This is a genomic window from Streptomyces sp. NPDC102270 (assembly GCF_044766405.1).
Classification (GTDB): domain Bacteria; phylum Actinomycetota; class Actinomycetes; order Streptomycetales; family Streptomycetaceae; genus Streptomyces.
In genome coordinates, this window is sequence record NZ_JBIWLX010000050.1 from 1 (window position 1) to 17557 (window position 17557).

Consider the following 17557-nt stretch of genomic DNA (forward strand, 5'->3'; position numbering starts at 1 on the left):
GCGCCGCGGCCCCCCCCCCGCCCCGGGGCCCCCCCCCCCCGCCGCCCGCCCCCCCGCCCCCCCCCCGCCCCCCCCCCCCCCCCCCCGCGCCCCCCCCCCCCCCCCCCCCCCCCCGCCCCGCCCGCGGGGGCCGCCCCCCCCCCCCCGCCGGGCCCCCCCCCCCCCCCCCCGGCGTCCGTGCACAGAGGTGTCACCAGGCGGTCTGGGCCTTGTCCTCCGAGGGGAACAGGATCCACAGGGCTATGTAGAGCAGGAACTGCGGGCCCGGCAGCAGACAGGACACCAGGAAGATCACGCGCATCGTGGTCGCGGAGGTGCCGAAGCGCCGTGCCAGCGCGGCACACACTCCGCCGATCATGCGGCCGTTGGTGGGGCGGGCGAGGCGGGACATTGCGGCTCCTTCGTGAGCGTCGGGGTCGGGTCCGGGTGACCCTCTCCAGCTGTCTTCAACGCTACGGAGACGAACGCCACAAAGCGTCGCTCTACGGTGCGATCCCGACCCTGGGAATCGTCGGGGTCCTACCCTGAGCCGGCTCCTCCTGGCGGACGGTGGTGCGCCGGCGCCGCTCGGTCCTGCGGCGCAGCGAGTGGCGCACCGCCGGCACGACGACGAGGTGCGCGAGGGCGACGCCCGCGGTGTTCAGGAACAGGGAGTCGATGTCGACGACCTGGCCGGGGACGCCGGTCTGGAACAGCTCTATGCCCAGGGAGATCAGCGAGCCCGCGACACAGGTGCGGATCAGGGAACCGACGGGCGACGCCCACAGCCGACCGTGCACCATCGGGAGCAGCAGCCCGAGCGGGGCCAGCAGCGCGAGCCCCTCGCCGATCCGCAGGGCCGCCTCCCGCCCGCCGAGGGCGAGGTCGGCGCGGATGCCGGCGAACGGATGCAGATTGGCCGGGACGACCCAGGGCACGTCCAGCGGACGCAGCGTGAACCAGGCGACGAACGCGAGGTGTGCGACCAGGAGGGCACCTCCTGCCACACGGACGCGAAGGGCGGCATTGCCGCCTACGAAGCCTTGACGCTGCACGATCCCCTAGACGCCCCGCTCGGCACGATCGGTTCCGGAAGGCCCGGGGTACCCGGGTGAGGGCTGCGCCACACGGGGTGGCCGGACCCGCGTCAGCCGCCCGTCACCTCGGTCGACGGCGGCTGGTGGCTGCTCGGCTGGGAACGGACCTCGTCCGTGCAGTCGTAGCGGCGCAGCGGTGCGGTCGTGGGGCCGCCGAGGATGACGGAGCCGTCGCCCTCGGCCGCGGCCGAGTCGGAGAAGGTGCACACGACCTGGGCGAGGGCGTACGCGGAGAGCTCGGCAGGCGGGGTGCTCAGCCGGAGCGCGTCGTCGGGGTCCTTGGGGCGCGGGCCGCCGACGGTCATGCCGCCGCGGACGTACGTCTGGTAGCCGGCCTCCCGCTCGGCCGTCGACGGGGTCTCGGCGAGCTGGTCGAGGAGCCCCTGCGCGACCAGCACCCGCCGCTGGGAGTCGGCGGTCCCGTCCGGGACCCTCAGGCTCCGGTCGACGGCCACCAGCGAGGACCCGCACAGCAGGAACACCTGCACGGCCAGCCCGTGCGAGGACGGCTCCGCGGCGTCCGGCTCGGACAGCGAGCACCGCACCCGTGAGGGCGCGGGACCGAAGTCGGTGGGCACCTCGGTGGGCCGGATCCCGCACCCGGCGACCAGCAGGGCGAGCAGCGGGAGCGCCAGCAGCCGCGGCACGTCCAGTCCGGCGCGCGGTGCGTCCGCCCGCCGCGTCCGTCGTCCCTCCGGGCGCATCACGCCTGTCCCTTCTTCGCCTTGTCGTCGTCCTTCTTGGCCTCCATGAGCTGTTCCGCCAGCGCCGAGGCGTCCCGGGGAAGTCGCAGCGTGAAGACGGCGCCCCCGCCGGGGGAGTTCGCCGCGGTGATCTCGCCGCCGTGGATGTGGGCGTTCTCCAGGGCGATCGAGAGGCCCAGGCCGCTGCCCTCGGAGCGCGGGCGGGAGGCGCTGGCCTTGTAGAAGCGGTCGAAGACGTGCGGGAGGACGTCCTCGGGGATGCCGGGGCCGTGGTCGCTGACCCGGATGACGATCTCGTCGTCCGCCGTGCGCACCGCCACCCGCACCGGGGAGCCGCCGTGCTTGAGGGCGTTGCCGATCAGGTTGGCCAGGATCACGTCGAGGCGGCGCGGGTCGAGGCGGGCGTGCATGCCGCGCTCGGCGTCCAGCTCCACCGCGTCCAGCCACGCGCGCGCGTCGATGCACGCGGTGATCTGGTCGGCCAGGTCGACGTCGTCCAGGACCAGCCGGGCCGTCCCCGCGTCGAAGCGGGTGACCTCCATCAGGTTCTCGACCAGGTCGTTGAGCCTGCGGGTCTCGCTGACCACCAGCCGCACGGCCGGCTCGATCATCGGGTCCATGGAGCCGGACTCGGCCTCCAGCTCCTCCTCCAGGATCTCCGTCACGGCGGTCATCGCGGTGAGCGGCGTCCGCAGTTCATGGCTCATGTCCGCCACGAACCGCCGGGACGCGTCGTCGCGGGCGGACATGTCCTCGACCCGTTTCTCCAGCGCCTCGGCCGCGTAGTTGAACGTCCGTGACAGGTCGGCGAGTTCGTCGGTCCCCGACACCCTGAGCCGGGTGTCCAGCTTGCCCTCGCCGAGCCGCCGGGCGGCGACTCCCAGCCGGTGCACCGGCTTCAGTACGGTCGTCGCGGCGGCCTGCGCGAGCAGCGCGGAGCCGATCAGGGCGAGCCCGGTGGCGATACCCAGCGACCAGGCGAGGGAGTTGAGGTCCTTGGCCTCCGGTTCGAGCGACGTGAGCATGTAACCGGTCGGGCCGCCGCCGATCACCCGGGTGCCGGCGACCAGGTACGGGGTGTCGTGGTCGACGGTCCGCTGCCAGTACAGGTGGTAGGCGTACTTGTTGGCGGAGTCGACCTTCTGCTTCTCGTTCACCGCCTCGCGCAGCGACACGGGCACGTCCTGGAGCGTGAAGCCGTCCAGGGCGCCCGAATTGCCGTACACCGCCCTGCCGGCTGCGTCGGAGGACACGAGCAGCACGCCGAAGCGCTGGCTGCTGCCCGCCATCTGCCCCGCCGCCTGCTGGAGTTCGTCCTGCGTGGGGTTCTCCGGCAGGGCACCCGCACGGTTCTGCATCTCCTGCTGGAAGTCCCGCAGCACCGCGTCCTGGGCGCGGGTGAGGACCGCCTCACGGTTGAGCCAGTAGGCGATCCCGGACGCGGACACGGCGGCGGTCAGCGCCACCAGGCCGAAGACGACGACGAGCCGCAGCCGCAGACTGGTGAAACGCAGCCCTGACCACACACCCTTACGAGCCGCGAACCAGCCGCGGAACCCCCCTTGTGCTTCGGTCACTGAGGCGTGTCCAGCCGGTAACCCACGCCCCGCACGGTACGGATGAGCGTCGGGGACGACGGCACATCCTCGACCTTGGCGCGCAGCCGCTGGACACAGGCGTCCACCAGGCGCGAGTCACCGAGGTAGTCGTGCTCCCAGACCAGCCGCAGCAACTGCTGCCGGGACAGGGCCTGACCGGGCCGCCGGCTCAGCTCCAGGAGCAGCCTGAGCTCGGTCGGGGTGAGCTGGAGGTCCTCGCCGTTCTTCGTCACGGTCATGGCCGCGCGGTCGATGACCAGGGAGCCGAAGCTCGCCGCGTCGGTCGACTCGCGTTCCCCGCGGCGCAGCACGGCCCGGATCCGGGCGTCCAGCACCCGCCCCTGGATCGGCTTGACGACATAGTCGTCGGCGCCGGACTCCAGTCCGACGACGATGTCGATGTCGTCGTTGCGCGCGGTCAGCAAGATGATCGGCAGCTGGTCGGTGCGCCGGATGCGCCGGCACACCTCGAACCCGTCGATGCCGGGCAGCATCACATCCAGCACGATCAGGTCCGGCCGCTGCTCACGCAGCAGCTTCAGGCCGTCCTCGCCGGTGGCAGCGGTGGCAACCCGGTGGCCCTGGCGCGTGAGGCTCAGCTCCAGGGCCGTACGGATGGCGTCGTCGTCCTCGATCAGCAACAGGGAAGGCACGGGCTCATTCTGGCCCATGGAGGGGGTGCGGTACGACCTGTGGGGACAGGCAGTCCGTACGGCACCCGTCCGTGGGTCCGCTGTGCAATTCCTGAGACCGGGCCCTGTGACAGGTCTGTGACAGTCGGCGGACACGGTCATGAAGGTGCGTTGGCAGAGTTCTCGGCACAGGCAAGGAACCACCGCCTGAGCAAGCCGAACACCGGAAGTCCACGACGGGGGGCGCGAGATGAACACGCTGCACAGCATCAGCACCAGCGCAGTGATCACTCGGCTGCACGACGTGAACGGGGGCCGGGGTTCCAAGGAGTCCGGTGCCGTGAGCGGGCGGGGGTGCGCTCGCGGCACCGGGCGTCAGCACACCGCGTACATGGCGGTGGTTGACACCTCCACGGGGGAATCGCACGGGGGATCGTCGTACAGGGAGGACTCGGGGGAGCGTCGCTCGCTGTCGGAGGCGGAGTTCACCGCCTACGTCCAGGAGCGCCGCGCCTCCCTGTACGCCACCGCCTACCACCTGACCGGTGACCGCTTCGAGGCCGAGGACCTGCTGCAGAGCGCGCTGTTCTCGACGTACAAGGCGTGGGACCGGATCAGCGACAAGGCCGCGGTCGGGGGCTACCTCCGCCGCACCATGACGAATCTGCACATCAGCGCGTGGCGCCGCCGCAAGCTGAACGAATACCCGACCGAGGAACTGCCGGAGACGCCCGGCGACACGGACGCGATGCGCGGCACCGAACTGCGCGCGGTCCTGTGGCAGGCGCTCGCCCGGCTCCCCGAACTCCAGCGCACGATGCTGGTCCTCCGTTACTACGAGGGCCGCACCGACCCGGAGATCGCGGAGATCCTCGACATCAGTGTCGGCACGGTGAAGTCCAGCATCTGGCGGTCCCTGCGCCGCCTGCGCGAGGACGAGGTCCTCAGCTTCGGCCGTGACGAGGAGAACGCCTTCGGGGAGCTCGTCGCCTGAGGGTGGGGGAAGCACGACACGGGGGAACGGGGGACCAGGGGTACCGGCTGGGGGGCCGGTACCCGTGGGGGGACCAACGGGGGAAGCACAAGAGCGGGACTGGAGGGCCGGGGGGTCCGTCCAGTCCCGCTTTCGTGTGTGCGGTCAGCCGGCCTTCATGAGCGTCGTCCCGGCCGGCGTGTCACCGACAGCGATGGCCTCGGCGGGGTCCCTGCCCTCGACGAGGTACGCGTTGGCCGTGCCTTCGGGAATGGCGCCCCCGGGATCGTCCGGGGTGTCGTCGCACTCCGCAATGCGGGCGGTGCCCAGGCGCTCGCCGACGGTGAAGTCCTCGTCCTGGGTGGGCAGATAGTCGCGGTTCTGGTACGTCACCACCCCCGCGCAGGAGCCCGCGGCCTCGCCGCCCGACGAGCAGCCGAGAGCCACCGTCAGCATCGCCACCGTCATGACCAGCCGTGCTGCCGTCATCAGCTTCCTTCCCGAGGTGACCGTCTTCCGGTCCTACGACGGAGAAGGCGCCGTTCGCGTTCAGGCCGCCGGAGTCGCCGCCGGGCGGCGGCCCGCTGCCGCGGCGACAAGGCGGCCGAGGGCCTCGTCCCTGTCGCACGGGTGGGCGCCCAGCGCGGTCTGGCGGGCGACGATCGAGCGCTCCAGGCGCATCAGGCGCCAGCCGCGGCGCAGCAGGAACGGCACGGACTTGCGGCCCTCGCGCAGGTCCCGCAGGAACCGGCGGCGGAACGTGCGCACCGGACCCCGGCTCAGGCACAGCGCGTCGCCCAGCACCCCGAGCTCCCGGCAGCGGGTGACGATCTCGGCGGCGAAGATGCCCTCCGCGATGAACAGCGGGGTACGGCCCATCTCGACCGCCTCCTCGCCGGTGCGGGCGCTCAACGAGATGTCGTAGACCGGGATCTTCGTGCGGCCCGTGCGGCACAGTTCGACGATCGCGGCCACCGCGGCGTCCGCGTCCCACGATCCGGGGTGGTCCCAGTCGATGTCGGAGCTCCCCGCCACCAGCGGCAGCGTCGGGTCGTCGCCCTCCTTGTAGAAGTCGTCGAGCCGGAGGACCGGAAGACCGGAACGGGCCGAGAGAAGGGACTTGCCGGAGCCGGAGGGGCCGCAGAGCAGCACGACTCGCGTCGGTATGGGCGGTTGGGAGCTCACGGGACACCAGTGTGAGGCATTCACCCGCTGTTCATCGACCCCGCGGGTTGGCTTTGAAGCGCGCGTCACACCTCAACTACCCTTCGTGTCGACACGCTTACCCAGTGCACAAAAAAGGTGGCAGAAACGATGGCCCGACACGCGAACCCGACCGTCCAGCGCACTCTCACCGCCCTCGCGACCGCGGGTGTCGCCCTCGGCGCAGGCGCCGGGGCGGCCGCCGCGGCCACCGAGCCGGTGGTCGACGTGCTGCACACCCGGCCCACCTCGCTCGGCAACATCGACCCCCAGTCCGGGCTCCGCTCCCTCACCGGCACGGTCGGCTACGTCACCGGCCCGGTCACCGGCCTCAAGCCGAACCCGCTGGCGGGCACGGGAGTGGACCCGCTGGACAACGGGGTGGGGACCCAGCTGGCGGACTTCCAGCCGCTGACGTCGCAGGCGGTGACCAGGCCGGTCGCGCAGGCGCAGTCGATCGGGAGCATCCCGGTGGTGGGGCAGGTGGCGGGACTGCTGAGCAACTGAACCGGACACACGGCCGCTTCGGCACGGAGCCGCGCCTTCCCCGGACGGAGGGAGGGCGCGGCTCCGCGGTGTCGTGGCCCGGTGTCAGTACGCGGAGCCGGACGCGCCCAGCGACCCCGTCGGGTGCCACACCGTCTTCGTCTCCAGGAACGCCGTCAGGCGGTCGATTCCCGGGGTCGCCGTCCAGTTGTCCACAGGCTGTGGACGCAGGACCCGCTTCAGGTTGTCCGCCGCCGCGATCTCCAGCTCCTTCGCGAGGACCTCGTCCGCGCCCGCCAGGTCGATCGCGTTGACGTCCTGGTGGGCCGCCAGAGGGGCCGCGATCTCCGCCGTACGGCCCGAGAGGATGTTGACCACGCCTCCGGGGACGTCGGAGGTGGCCAGGACCTCGCCCAGGGAGAGGGCGGGGAGCGGGGCCCCCTCCGAAGCGATCACCACCGTCGTGTTGCCCGTGGCGATCACCGGGGCGAGCACCGAGACCAGGCCCAGGAACGACGACTCCTGCGGGGCCAGGACGGCCACCACGCCCGTCGGCTCAGGGGAGGACAGGTTGAAGTACGGGCCGGCCACCGGGTTGCCGCCGCCCACCACCTGGGCGATCTTGTCGGTCCAGCCCGCGTACCAGACCCAGCGGTCGATCGTCGCCTCGACCTGCTCGGCCGCCCGGGACTTCGACAGCCCCTCGGCGTCGGCCACCTCGTGGACGAACTGCGCCCTGCGGCCCTCCAGCATCTCCGCGACGCGGTACAGGACCTGGCCGCGGTTGTAGGCGGTGGCCCCGGACCAGGCGCCGAACGCCTTGCGCGCGGCCACGACCGCGTCACGGGCGTCCTTGCGGCTCGACTGCGGCGCGTTCGCCAGCCACTTGCCCTTGGAGTCGGTCACCTCGTACACCCGGCCGCTCTCGGAACGCGGGAACTTCCCGCCGACGTACAGCTTGTAGGTCTTGAAGACACTGAGCCGATCAGACATCGAGGTACGCCTCCAGGCCGTGGCGGCCGCCCTCGCGGCCGAAGCCCGACTCCTTGTAGCCGCCGAACGGCGACGTGGGGTCGAACTTGTTGAACGTGTTGGACCAGACGACCCCGGCCCGGAGCTTGTTCGCCACCGCCAGGATCCGCGAACCCTTCTCCGTCCAGATGCCCGCCGAGAGGCCGTACTGGGTGTTGTTGGCCTTGGCGACGGCCTCGTCCGGGGTGCGGAAGGTGAGGACCGACAGCACCGGGCCGAAGATCTCGTCGCGGGCGATGGTGTGCGCCTGGGTGACGTTGGTGAAGAGCGTCGGGGCGAACCAGTAGCCGGAGGAGGGCAGTTCGCACTCCGGGGACCAGGGCTCGGCGCCCTCGGCCGTGCCCTTCTCGACGAGCGAGGTGATCCGCGAGAGCTGCTCGGCGGAGTTGATCGCGCCGATGTCGGTGTTCTTGTCGAGCGGGTCGCCGAGGCGGAGGGTGGACAGGCGGCGCTTGAGGGAGTCCAGCAGCTCGTCCTGGATCGACTCCTGGACCAGGAGCCGGGAGCCCGCGCAGCAGACCTGGCCCTGGTTGAAGAAGATGCCGGTGACGATCCCCTCGACGGCCTGGTCGATCGGGGCGTCGTCGAAGACGATGTTGGCGCCCTTGCCGCCCAGTTCGAGGGTGAGCTTCTTGCGGGTGCCGGCGACCGTGCGGGCGATCTCCTTGCCCACGGCCGTGGAGCCGGTGAAGGCCACCTTGTTCACGTCCGGGTGCGCGACGAGCGCGGCGCCCGTGTCGCCGTAGCCCGGAAGGATGTTGACGACACCCCGGGGCAGGCCGGCCTGGCGGCAGACGTCCGCGAAGAACAGCGCCGACAGGGGAGTGGTCTCCGCAGGCTTCAGGACGACGGTGTTGCCCGTCGCCAGTGCCGGGGCGATCTTCCACGCCAGCATCAGGAGCGGGAAGTTCCAGGGGATGACCTGGCCGGCCACGCCGAGGGGCTTCGGGCTCGTTCCGAATCCCGCGTGCTCCAGCTTGTCGGCCCAGCCCGCGTAGTAGAAGAAGTGCGCGGCGACCAGGGGGAGGTCGGCGTCGCGGGTCTCCTTGATGGGCTTGCCGTTGTCCAGGGTCTCCAGGACGGCGAGCTCGCGGCTGCGCTCCTGGATGATCCGGGCGATGCGGAACAGGTACTTGGCGCGCTCGGAGCCGGGCAGCGCGGACCACTTCTCGAAGGCCTTGCGGGCGGCCAGCACCGCCCGGTCGACGTCCGCCTCGCCCGCCTGGGCGATCTCGGACAGGACCTCCTCGGTGGACGGCGAGACGGTCTTGAAGACCTTGCCCTCGGCCGCTTCCACGAACTCGCCGTCGATGAACAGGCCGTAGGAGGGGGCGATGTCGACGACCGAGCGGGACTCGGGTGCCGGTGCGTACTCGAATGCGGATGCAGGTGCCATGGTGATCAGTCCACCGTCACGTAGTCGGGGCCGGAGTAGCGGCCGGTGGCCAGCTTCTGACGCTGCATCAGCAGGTCGTTCAGGAGCGAGGAGGCGCCGAAGCGGAACCAGTGGTTGTCCAGCCAGTCCTCGCCCGCCGTCTCGTTGACCAGCACGAGGAACTTGATGGCGTCCTTGGACGTCCTGATGCCGCCGGCCGGCTTCACGCCCACCTGGACACCCGTCTGGGCGCGGAAGTCGCGCACCGCCTCCAGCATGAGGAGGGTGTTCGCCGGGGTCGCGTTCACCGCGACCTTGCCGGTGGACGTCTTGATGAAGTCCGCGCCCGCCAGCATGCCGAGCCAGCTCGCGCGGCGGATGTTGTCGTACGTCGACAGCTCGCCGGTCTCGAAGATGACCTTGAGCCGGGCGTCCGTACCGCAGACCTCGCGCACGGCGACGATCTCGTCGTACACCTTCAGGTATCTGCCGGAGAGGAACGCGCCGCGGTCGATGACCATGTCGACCTCGTCGGCACCGGCGGCCACGGCGTCGCGCACGTCGGCCAGCTTCACGTCCAGGGCGGCACGCCCGGCCGGGAACGCGGTGGCGACCGAGGCGACCTTCACGCCGGAACCGGCGACGGCCTCCTTGGCGACGGCCACCATGTCGGGATAGACGCAGACCGCGGCCGTGGCGGGGGCCGTCCGGTCGGTCGGGTCGGGGCGGACCGCCTTGGCGCCGAGCGCCCGGACCTTGCCCGGGGTGTCCGCGCCTTCCAGCGTCGTCAGGTCGACCATCGAGATGGCGAGGTCGATGGCGTACGCCTTCGCGGTCGTCTTGATGGAACGCGTACCGAGGGAGGCGGCTCGCGCCTCCAGGCCGACCGCGTCCACGCCGGGCAGCCCGTGAAGGAACCGGCGCAGCGTGCTGTCGGACGCGGTCACGTCCGTGAGCGGGTGTGCGGCTGATGCAGTGGTGGGCATGGTCACCAGACGAGCATATCTACGCGCGTAGCGGCTGTACACCCCGGAGGGCGGGTTCTGCGGGCACTCGCAGGGCACCGCACATGAGCACCGACCCGGACGGCGCTTAGGATCGGCCTCATGACGACCGCACCCCCCGAGTCCAGGGACCGCATCTACCGCTCACCCATGGCGCTGATCGGCGGCTTCCTCCTCCTCGTCATCATCGGCTGGCTCGGCATCGACGCCGTCGTCTCCGGCACCGGCCGCACGCCGTGGCTCGCCCTCGCCGCGCTGATCCTCGTCCTACCGCTGGTGATCGCCTTCACCCTGCGCCCGGCCGTCTTCGCGAACGACGACCGGCTGCGCATCCGCAACCCCTTCCGCGTGATCGTCGTGCCGTGGGGCGAGGTCGAGATGTTCCGCTCCGGCTACTCGAACGAGGTGTTCGTCAAGTCCGGCGGCAAGTACCAGCTGTGGGCGATCCCGGTCTCCCTGCGCGGCCGCAAGAAGGCGGCCCGGCAGTCGGCCCGGCAGACCGCGGGCGGCGGCTCCGGCAGGGGCCTCGGCATGTTCGGCGGCGGAATGCAGGGGGGCGGCTTCGGTGGCGGTACGCCCGTCCCGGAGGGGCCTACCCGGGCCGAGACCGACAAGATCATGGACGATCTGCGGGAGACGCTGGAGACGCGGGGGGCGGCCAAGACGTCCCAGGGCGAGGTGGCCGTGCGGTGGGCGTACGAGATCGTGGGGCCCGCGGTGGCCGGGGCGGTGCTGCTGGCGATTCTGGTGGCTGTGGGGTGACGGCTCCCGCGGTGCCGGGAGCGGTTGTCGGGCGGCTGCGGGCCCGCGGTGGCCGGTCGTGCCCCGCGGCGGAGCCGCTGATGTCACAGCCCCGCGCCCCTGAGGGACGCGGGGGACGGGGACGGGGTCAGATGCCGGCTGCCGCCGACAGGTCTCGCTTGATGGCGGTCAGGAGGTCCGTCGCCCTGGTGCGGGCCGCCGGGAGGTCGGCGTGTGCGGGGACCGGGACGACCACTTCCAGGTAGCACTTCAGCTTCGGCTCGGTGCCGCTCGGGCGGACGACGACCCGGGCGCCGGTGAGGGTGTAGCGCAGGCCGTCGGTGGGCGGGAGCTTGTCCGTGCCCTCGGTGAGGTCCTCCGCCTTGGTGATGGGCAGGCCGGCGAGCTCGGTCGGCGGGTGCTCGCGGAGCTGTTCCATCGCCCGGGCGATGACCGACAGGTCCTCCACGCGGACGGAGAGCTGGTCCGTGGCGTGCAGGCCGTGTGTCACGGCGAGGTCGTCGAGGAGGTCGAGGAGCGTGCGGTTCTGTTCCTTCAGCTCGGAGGCGAGCTCCGTGATGAGGAGGGCCGCGGTGATGCCGTCCTTGTCCCGTACGCCCTCGGGGTCCACGCAGTAGCCGAGCGCCTCTTCGTAGCCGTAGCGCAGGCCCTCCACGCGGGCGATCCACTTGAAGCCGGTGAGGGTCTCCTCGTAGGGCAGGCCCGCCTTCTCGGCGATCCTGCCGAGGAGGGAGGAGGAGACGATCGACTCGGCGAAGGTGCCCTGTGCTCCGCGGGTCACCAGGTGGGCGGCGAGGAGGGCGCCCACCTCGTCGCCCCTCAGCATGCGCCAGGTGCCGTTCTCCTCGACCGCCACCGCGCAGCGGTCCGCGTCGGGGTCGTTCGCGACGATCAGGTCCGGGTTCGTCTCCCCGGCCTTCGCGAAGGCCAGGTCCATCGCGCCCGGCTCCTCCGGGTTGGGGAAGGCGACGGTCGGGAAGTCGGGGTCGGGTTCGGCCTGTTCCGCGACGAGTTCCGGGGCGGGGAAGCCGGCGCGGGCGAAGGCGGCGAGGAGGGTGTCCTTGCCGACGCCGTGCATCGCGGTGTAGACGGTGCGGGCGGTGCGGGGGGAGTTCTCGGCGAGTACGGCGTCCGTACGGGCGAGGTAGGCGTCCAGGACGCCGTCGTCGAGGGTCTCCCAGCCGCTGTCGGGGCGCGGGACGTCGTCGAGGGAGACGATCGCGTCGATCTCCGCGGCGATCTCGGCGTCGGCGGGCGGAACGATCTGGGAGCCGTCGCCGAGGTAGACCTTGTAGCCGTTGTCGCGGGGCGGGTTGTGGCTGGCGGTGACCTCCACGCCGGCCACGGCGCCGAGGTGCCTTATCGCGAACGCGAGGACGGGGGTGGGGAGGGGGCGGGGGAGGACCGCCGCGTTCAGTCCGGCGCCGGTCATCACGGCGGCGGTGTCCCGCGCGAAGTCCTCCGACTTGTGGCGGGCGTCGTAGCCGATGACGACGAGGCCGTCGGTGCTGCCGTGCTTCTTGAGGTACGCGGCGAGGCCGGCGGCGGCTCGGATGACGACCGCGCGGTTCATGCGCATGGGGCCCGCGCCGAGTTCGCCGCGGAGGCCGGCGGTGCCGAACTGGAGGGTGCCGCTGAAACGGGCGGTGAGTTCGGTGACGTCTCCGGCCTCGACGAGCTTGGCGAGCTCGTCGCGGGTGTCCGGGTCGGGGTCCTCGGCGAGCCAGGTGCGGGCCCGGGCGATGAGATCGTCGTGCACGGTTGCGTCAGCCTCTCGTTGTGGGTCGGTGCGCGGGTTCGGGTGCGGGTGGGTGGGGGCGGGCGTTCTGCGCAGTTCCCCGCGCCCCTGGATGCCTGCGGCGCAGCTGCCGGTCCGGTGGGGGCTTGTGTGGCGCCAACGGCTTCGTCGTGGGTCGGTGCCGGGGTGGGGGGTGTCCGTCCTCGGTCCGGCGGCTCGGTCTCTTGAGTGGTGCTCGGTGACGGACGCCGGCCGCTGCGGGCGGACACCCCCGGCGCAGGTGACTGCAACTCCCCAGGGGGGCGGGGAACTGCGCGACCAGCCCCCACCGGCCCGCAGCCGCCAGACAACCTGACTCGGCACCCCGATAGGCGTCCCGCTCAAGCCGAAACGCACCCGCAGCCGCCCTACGACATCACGTGGCACCCCGTACCGCGTCCTCTCAGATCCGTCCGAGCACCTGCGCCAGCAGGGAACCCATCCGTGTCGCGCTGTCGCGGCCCGCCTGGAGGACCTCCTCGTGGTTCAGGGGCTCGCCCGTCATGCCCGCGGCGAGGTTCGTCACCAGGGAGATGCCGAGGACCTCCGCACCCGCCTCGCGCGCGGCGATCGCTTCCAGGACCGTCGACATGCCCACCAGGTCCGCGCCGATGACGCGGGCCATGCGGATCTCGGCCGGGGTCTCGTAGTGCGGGCCCGGGAATTGGGCGTAGACGCCCTCCTCCAGGGTCGGGTCGATCTCCTTGCACAGGGCGCGCAGGCGGGGGGAGTACAAGTCGGTCAGGTCGACGAAGTTGGCGCCGATGATCGGGGAGGTCGCCGTGAGGTTGAGGTGGTCGCTGATCAGGACCGGCTGGCCGGGGCGCATGCCCTCGCGGAGGCCGCCGCAGCCGTTCGTCAACACCATGGTCTTGCAGCCGGCGGCCACCGCGGTACGGACGCCGTGCGCGACGGCGGCCACCCCGCGGCCCTCGTAGTAGTGGGTGCGGCCGAGGAAGACCAGGGCCCGCTTCTCACCGATCTGGTACGAGCGGATCTTGCCGCCGTGTCCCTCCACCGCCGGCGGCGGGAAACCGGGCAGCTCGGTGACCTGGAACTCGGCGTCGGGGGCACCGAGGGCGTCCACGGCCGGTGCCCAGCCGGAGCCCATCACGAGGGCGACGTCGTGGGTCTCGGCGCCGGTCAGTTCGCGCAGGCGCGCGGCGGCGGCGTCGGCGGCCGCGTGGGGGTCGCCCTGGATGTCGTCCGGAAGAAGAGATGCGTTCACGCGGATGAGGGTAGCCGGTCCGGGCCTACGCGCGTAGATGACGGAGCTGACGGGATGGCGATCGTTGTCTTGTCGTTTCCGACCAACGGCGCCTCAGCAGGGGCGCTTGCGGAGTTCCATGACGTAGTCGTGGGGCGCGCCCGCGGATTCCGCCGCGTCCGCGATCTCGCCGAGGTAGCGGGCGGAGGGCAGACCGCCCTCGTAGCCGTTCAGGACGTACGTCCAGGCGTGCTCCTCACCCTCCAGGGTGTGGACCCGCATGCGTGTGCGGCGGTAGATGTCCAGGCCCACGCCTTCCCAGCGGTCCATCGACTCGTCGTCGGCGGGGGCGATCTCGTAGAGCGCCACGAACACCTGGGAGAGGGGGTCCTCGACGATCGTCGCCAGTGCGCCCTCCCAGCCCATGTGCTCGCCCCCGAAGGTCAGCCGCCACCCGTTCAGCCACCCCGTGGCGCGCATCGGCGAGTGCGGGGCGCGGCGGGTCATCAGCCGCGCGTCGAGGTTGCCGGCATAGGCGGCGTAGAGCGACATGGGTCGAGGGTACGGCAGCCTTCCCCGGTGTCTCTCCCGTAACAGTGGCGTCTCGGGGTGCCCCCCCAGGCCGTGGCACCCCGCGTCGTACGGGACAATGGAGTACGTGACTCGGATCGTGATCATCGGTGGCGGACCCGGCGGATACGAGGCGGCCCTGGTGGCCGCCCAGCTCGGCGCGGAGGTGACCGTCGTCGACTGCGACGGTCTGGGCGGAGCGTCGGTGCTGACCGACTGCGTGCCGTCGAAGACCCTTATCGCTACGGCCGAGGTCATGACGACCTTCGATTCGTCGTACGAGGAGTTGGGGATCATCGTCGCCGATGACACCCCACCTCTGGAGCAGGCCGCCCGGGTGGTGGGCGTCGACCTCGGCAAGGTCAACCGGCGTGTGAAGCGGCTCGCCCTTGCCCAGTCGCACGACATCACGGCCTCCGTGACACGTGCCGGGGCCCGGGTGCTGCGCGGGCGTGGCCGTCTGGAGGGCATGCAGGCTCTCGACGGGTCGCGCAAGGTCGTGGTGCGGGCCGTGGACGGGAGCGAGGAGACGCTCGTCGCGGACGCCGTGCTCATCGCCACCGGTGCGCATCCCCGTGAGCTGCCCGACGCCCAGCCCGACGGCGAGCGCATTCTCAACTGGACCCAGGTCTACGACCTCGACGAGCTGCCGGAAGAGCTCATCGTGGTCGGGTCCGGTGTCACCGGTGCCGAGTTCGCCGGGGCCTACCAGGCGCTCGGGTCGAAGGTCACGCTCGTGTCGTCGCGGGACCGCGTGCTGCCAGGTGAGGACCCGGACGCGGCCGCGGTCCTCGAGGACGTCTTCCGCCGTCGGGGCATGAACGTCATGGCGCGCTCCCGTGCCCAGTCCGCCAAGCGGGTCGGGGACCGGGTCGAGGTCACGCTGGCGGACGGCCGGGTCATCACCGGGTCGCACTGTCTGATGGCCGTCGGCGCCATTCCCAACAGCGCCGGGATGGGCCTCGAGGAAGCGGGCGTCAAGCTGCGCGAGTCCGGGCACATCTGGACCGACAAGGTGTCCAGGACGACCGCTCCGGGTGTGTATGCCGCCGGTGACGTGACCGGGGTGTTCGCGCTGGCCTCCGTGGCCGCCATGCAGGGGCGTATCGCCATGTACCACTTCCTCGGCGACGCGGTGGCCCCGCTGAACCTGAAGACGGTCTCGTCGAACGTCTTCACCGACCCCGAGATCGCCACGGTCGGGTATTCGCAGTCCGACGTGGACGGCGGGAAGATCGACGCCCGGGTCGTGAAGCTGCCGCTGCTGCGCAACCCGCGCGCCAAGATGCAGGGCATCCGCGACGGCTTCGTCAAGATCTTCTGCCGGCCGGGCACCGGGATCGTCGTCGGCGGTGTCGTCGTCGCGCCGCGCGCCTCGGAACTGATCCATCCCATCTCGCTCGCGGTCGACAACAATCTGACGGTCGAACAGATCGCGAACGCGTTCACCGTCTACCCGTCCCTTTCCGGGTCGATCGCCGAGGTGGCACGGCAGTTGCACACGCGCAAGGAGACCGAGGGGGCCTGACGGCCGAAAGCGATTCCTGCCTGGTCACAGGGAGTCGTCGACCATTCGTGCGGCATAGGCGGGGAGATTAGGCCCTATACCACTCCCCGTCCTACTGTGCGAACAACTTCGGTAATTCGGCGCATACTGCTGAAACCAGACGGTCGTTGGGGTTACTGTCAGTTTCGTGTTCGCTGCAGAACGTCGCCAATTGATCCTCGAAATGGTGCGAGCCAATGGGGCCGTGTCGCTCCGTGAGCTCGCCCGCGTCGTCCAGACCTCCGAAGTGACCGTACGGCGGGACGTGCGCGCACTGGAGGCAGAAGGACTCCTCGACCGCCGGCATGGCGGTGCGGTATTGCCGGGCGGGTTCACGCGAGAGTCCGGCTTTCCGCAGAAATCGCATCTCGCGACCGCCGAGAAGACGGCCATCGCCGATCTCGCCGCGGGTCTCGTCGAAGAAGGCGAGGCCATTGTGGTGGGGGCGGGTACCACCACACAGGAGCTGGCCCGCCGTCTCGCCCGGGTTCCCGGGCTGACGGTCGTGACCAATTCCCTCCTGGTGGCCCAGGCATTGGCCCACGCCAACCGGGTGGAGGTCGTGATGACCGGCGGCACCCTGCGCGGTTCCAACTACGCCCTGGTGGGTTCGGGGGCGGAACAGTCGCTCCAGGGACTCAGGGTCTCGCGCGCTTTCCTCTCCGGGAGCGGGCTCACCGCCGAGCGCGGTCTTTCCACGTCCAACATGCTCTCCGCGTCCGTGGACCGGGCGCTGGTGCAGGCCGCGGCGGAGGTCGTGGTCCTCGCCGACCACACCAAGCTCGGCACCGACACGATGTTCCAGACCGTGCCCACGGACATCATCACCCGCCTGGTCACGGACGAGCCCCCGGCCCACGACGACCGGGCCGGCACGGAACTCCAGGCGCTCGCCGACCAGGGGGTGCAGATCGCCGTGGCCGGCGCGTCGGGAGCACCGGGGGGTGATCAGGTCCCGGCGCGGCAGCAACAGCGCCGGGACGTGCCCGTACCGGGCCCCCGCCGCGGCCAGCTCCCGTCGACGGGCCCCGGCCTCCGAACGGCCACGGCCCTGAGCGACCCGACTGCGGGCTCGGAGCGGGCCCGGGTGGCGGATCTACGGCGTCGCTGAGGCGTTTCGGGGCCGTGGCCTGCGGGGGCTGTGCGGGTGGGTGCCGTGCGGGTTCGGTGGGGGCGGGTGTTGTGCGCAGTTCCCCGCGCCCCCTGGTTGCCGGGCCCCGGTCTCTGAACGGCCACGGCCCTGAGCGACCCGACTGCGGGCTCGGGGCGGGCCCGGGTGGCGGATCTACGGCGCCGCTGAGGCGTTTCGGGGCGGCTTGAGGGGCGGGGCCGTGGCCTGCGGGGGCTGTGCGGGTGGGTGCCGTGCGGGTTCGGTGGGGGCGGGTGTTGTGCGCAGTTCCCCGCGCCCCTGGATGCCTGCGGCAGCCCGTTCCGGTTCGTCGGGGCCATGTTGTAAGCGAGGCGCCCCGCGGACCGACTGCTCGGTTCGCGGGGCGCCTCGGTAGTTCTACGGCTGCTCAGTCCTTGATCTCGCAGATCGCGGAGCCGGAGGTGATCGAGGTTCCGACCTCGGCGGACAGGCCCTTGATGGTGCCGGCCTTGTGTGCGTTGA

At 71.5% G+C, this 17557-nt stretch carries 18 protein-coding genes; 5 read left to right on the forward strand and 13 right to left on the reverse strand.

Translation table 11 applies throughout. The features are described 5' to 3' along the window. Positions 1–190 precede the first annotated feature (190 nt). The 5 genes from ACIRP7_RS44920 to afsQ1 all read right to left on the reverse strand — a co-directional run bounded on the left by ACIRP7_RS44920 (position 191) and on the right by afsQ1 (position 4031). Positions 191–391 carry a PspC domain-containing protein gene (locus ACIRP7_RS44920; RefSeq protein ID WP_123762707.1) on the reverse strand — a complete coding sequence of 67 codons (201 nt, stop codon included), beginning with the start codon at positions 389–391 and terminating at the stop codon, positions 191–193. A 91-nt stretch (positions 392–482) separates the two neighbouring features. Continuing rightward, complete coding sequence (locus tag ACIRP7_RS44925) at positions 483–1034, reverse strand: VanZ family protein (protein WP_403672645.1); 552 nt, start codon at positions 1032–1034, stop codon at positions 483–485. 92 nt (positions 1035–1126) lie between these two features. Continuing rightward, a complete protein-coding gene (locus ACIRP7_RS44930; protein WP_403672682.1) occupies positions 1127–1780 on the reverse strand; it encodes a hypothetical protein in 654 nt (217 codons plus the stop codon). After that, positions 1780–3357 (reverse strand): ATP-binding protein, encoded by a 1578-nt coding sequence (locus ACIRP7_RS44935; RefSeq protein ID WP_403672648.1) that lies wholly within the window; start codon positions 3355–3357, stop codon positions 1780–1782. The genes ACIRP7_RS44930 and ACIRP7_RS44935 overlap by 1 nt, the downstream gene beginning before the upstream one ends. Continuing rightward, positions 3354–4031, reverse strand: coding sequence for a two-component system response regulator AfsQ1 (gene afsQ1 / locus ACIRP7_RS44940; protein ID WP_037718821.1), 678 nt, complete (start codon positions 4029–4031; stop codon positions 3354–3356). Before afsQ1 ends, ACIRP7_RS44935 begins: the two co-directional genes overlap by 4 nt. Before the next feature lie 229 nt (positions 4032–4260). Between afsQ1 and ACIRP7_RS44945 the strand changes: the two genes are divergently transcribed. Next, positions 4261–5004, forward strand: coding sequence for a SigE family RNA polymerase sigma factor (locus ACIRP7_RS44945; protein ID WP_403672651.1), 744 nt, complete (start codon positions 4261–4263; stop codon positions 5002–5004). A gap of 144 nt (positions 5005–5148) precedes the next feature. Here ACIRP7_RS44945 and ACIRP7_RS44950 read toward each other — a convergent pair whose 3' ends face one another. After that, positions 5149–5472 carry a DUF6281 family protein gene (locus ACIRP7_RS44950; protein ID WP_403672654.1) on the reverse strand — a complete coding sequence of 108 codons (324 nt, stop codon included), beginning with the start codon at positions 5470–5472 and terminating at the stop codon, positions 5149–5151. Between the two features lie 60 nt (positions 5473–5532). After that, positions 5533–6192 carry a uridine kinase gene (locus ACIRP7_RS44955; protein WP_403672657.1) on the reverse strand — a complete coding sequence of 220 codons (660 nt, stop codon included), beginning with the start codon at positions 6190–6192 and terminating at the stop codon, positions 5533–5535. A 105-nt stretch (positions 6193–6297) separates the two neighbouring features. Between ACIRP7_RS44955 and ACIRP7_RS44960 the strand changes: the two genes are divergently transcribed. Beyond that, positions 6298–6693 carry a hypothetical protein gene (locus tag ACIRP7_RS44960; RefSeq protein WP_403672659.1) on the forward strand — a complete coding sequence of 132 codons (396 nt, stop codon included), beginning with the start codon at positions 6298–6300 and terminating at the stop codon, positions 6691–6693. A gap of 84 nt (positions 6694–6777) precedes the next feature. On the opposite strand, the gene ACIRP7_RS44965 is transcribed toward ACIRP7_RS44960, so the two are convergent. Genes ACIRP7_RS44965 through deoC form a run of 3 tightly spaced genes read right to left on the reverse strand, consistent with a single transcriptional unit; the run spans position 6778 to position 10065 of the window. Continuing rightward, the gene (locus tag ACIRP7_RS44965; protein WP_403672662.1) at positions 6778–7665 is read right to left on the reverse strand and encodes an aldehyde dehydrogenase family protein; all 888 of its coding nucleotides are present in this window, start codon (positions 7663–7665) and stop codon (positions 6778–6780) included. Beyond that, complete coding sequence (locus tag ACIRP7_RS44970; protein WP_403672665.1) at positions 7658–9100, reverse strand: aldehyde dehydrogenase family protein; 1443 nt, start codon at positions 9098–9100, stop codon at positions 7658–7660. Before ACIRP7_RS44970 ends, ACIRP7_RS44965 begins: the two co-directional genes overlap by 8 nt. A gap of 5 nt (positions 9101–9105) precedes the next feature. After that, positions 9106–10065: a deoxyribose-phosphate aldolase gene (gene deoC / locus ACIRP7_RS44975; RefSeq protein WP_403672685.1), complete on the reverse strand. Its 960-nt coding sequence runs from the start codon at positions 10063–10065 to the stop codon at positions 9106–9108. 120 nt (positions 10066–10185) lie between these two features. Between deoC and ACIRP7_RS44980 the strand changes: the two genes are divergently transcribed. Continuing rightward, positions 10186–10845, forward strand: coding sequence for a PH domain-containing protein (locus tag ACIRP7_RS44980; protein ID WP_403672668.1), 660 nt, complete (start codon positions 10186–10188; stop codon positions 10843–10845). A 127-nt stretch (positions 10846–10972) separates the two neighbouring features. Here the strand turns inward: ACIRP7_RS44980 and ACIRP7_RS44985 are convergent, their stop codons facing one another. The 3 genes from ACIRP7_RS44985 to ACIRP7_RS44995 all read right to left on the reverse strand — a co-directional run bounded on the left by ACIRP7_RS44985 (position 10973) and on the right by ACIRP7_RS44995 (position 14381). Further along, positions 10973–12604 carry a phospho-sugar mutase gene (locus ACIRP7_RS44985; protein ID WP_403672671.1) on the reverse strand — a complete coding sequence of 544 codons (1632 nt, stop codon included), beginning with the start codon at positions 12602–12604 and terminating at the stop codon, positions 10973–10975. 421 nt (positions 12605–13025) lie between these two features. Next, positions 13026–13850, reverse strand: a complete 825-nt coding sequence (locus tag ACIRP7_RS44990) for a purine-nucleoside phosphorylase (RefSeq protein ID WP_403672674.1) — start codon at positions 13848–13850, stop codon at positions 13026–13028. A 93-nt stretch (positions 13851–13943) separates the two neighbouring features. Beyond that, a complete protein-coding gene (locus tag ACIRP7_RS44995; RefSeq protein WP_007384315.1) occupies positions 13944–14381 on the reverse strand; it encodes a gamma-glutamylcyclotransferase in 438 nt (145 codons plus the stop codon). A 97-nt stretch (positions 14382–14478) separates the two neighbouring features. Between ACIRP7_RS44995 and ACIRP7_RS45000 the strand changes: the two genes are divergently transcribed. Together ACIRP7_RS45000 and ACIRP7_RS45005 are read left to right on the forward strand one after the other, a co-directional pair. Further along, a complete protein-coding gene (locus ACIRP7_RS45000; protein ID WP_403672677.1) occupies positions 14479–15927 on the forward strand; it encodes an NAD(P)H-quinone dehydrogenase in 1449 nt (482 codons plus the stop codon). Between the two features lie 166 nt (positions 15928–16093). Continuing rightward, on the forward strand, positions 16094–17056 hold the full coding sequence (locus tag ACIRP7_RS45005; protein ID WP_403672680.1) for a DeoR/GlpR family DNA-binding transcription regulator: 963 nt from the start codon (positions 16094–16096) through the stop codon (positions 17054–17056). Positions 17057–17557 lie beyond the last annotated feature (501 nt).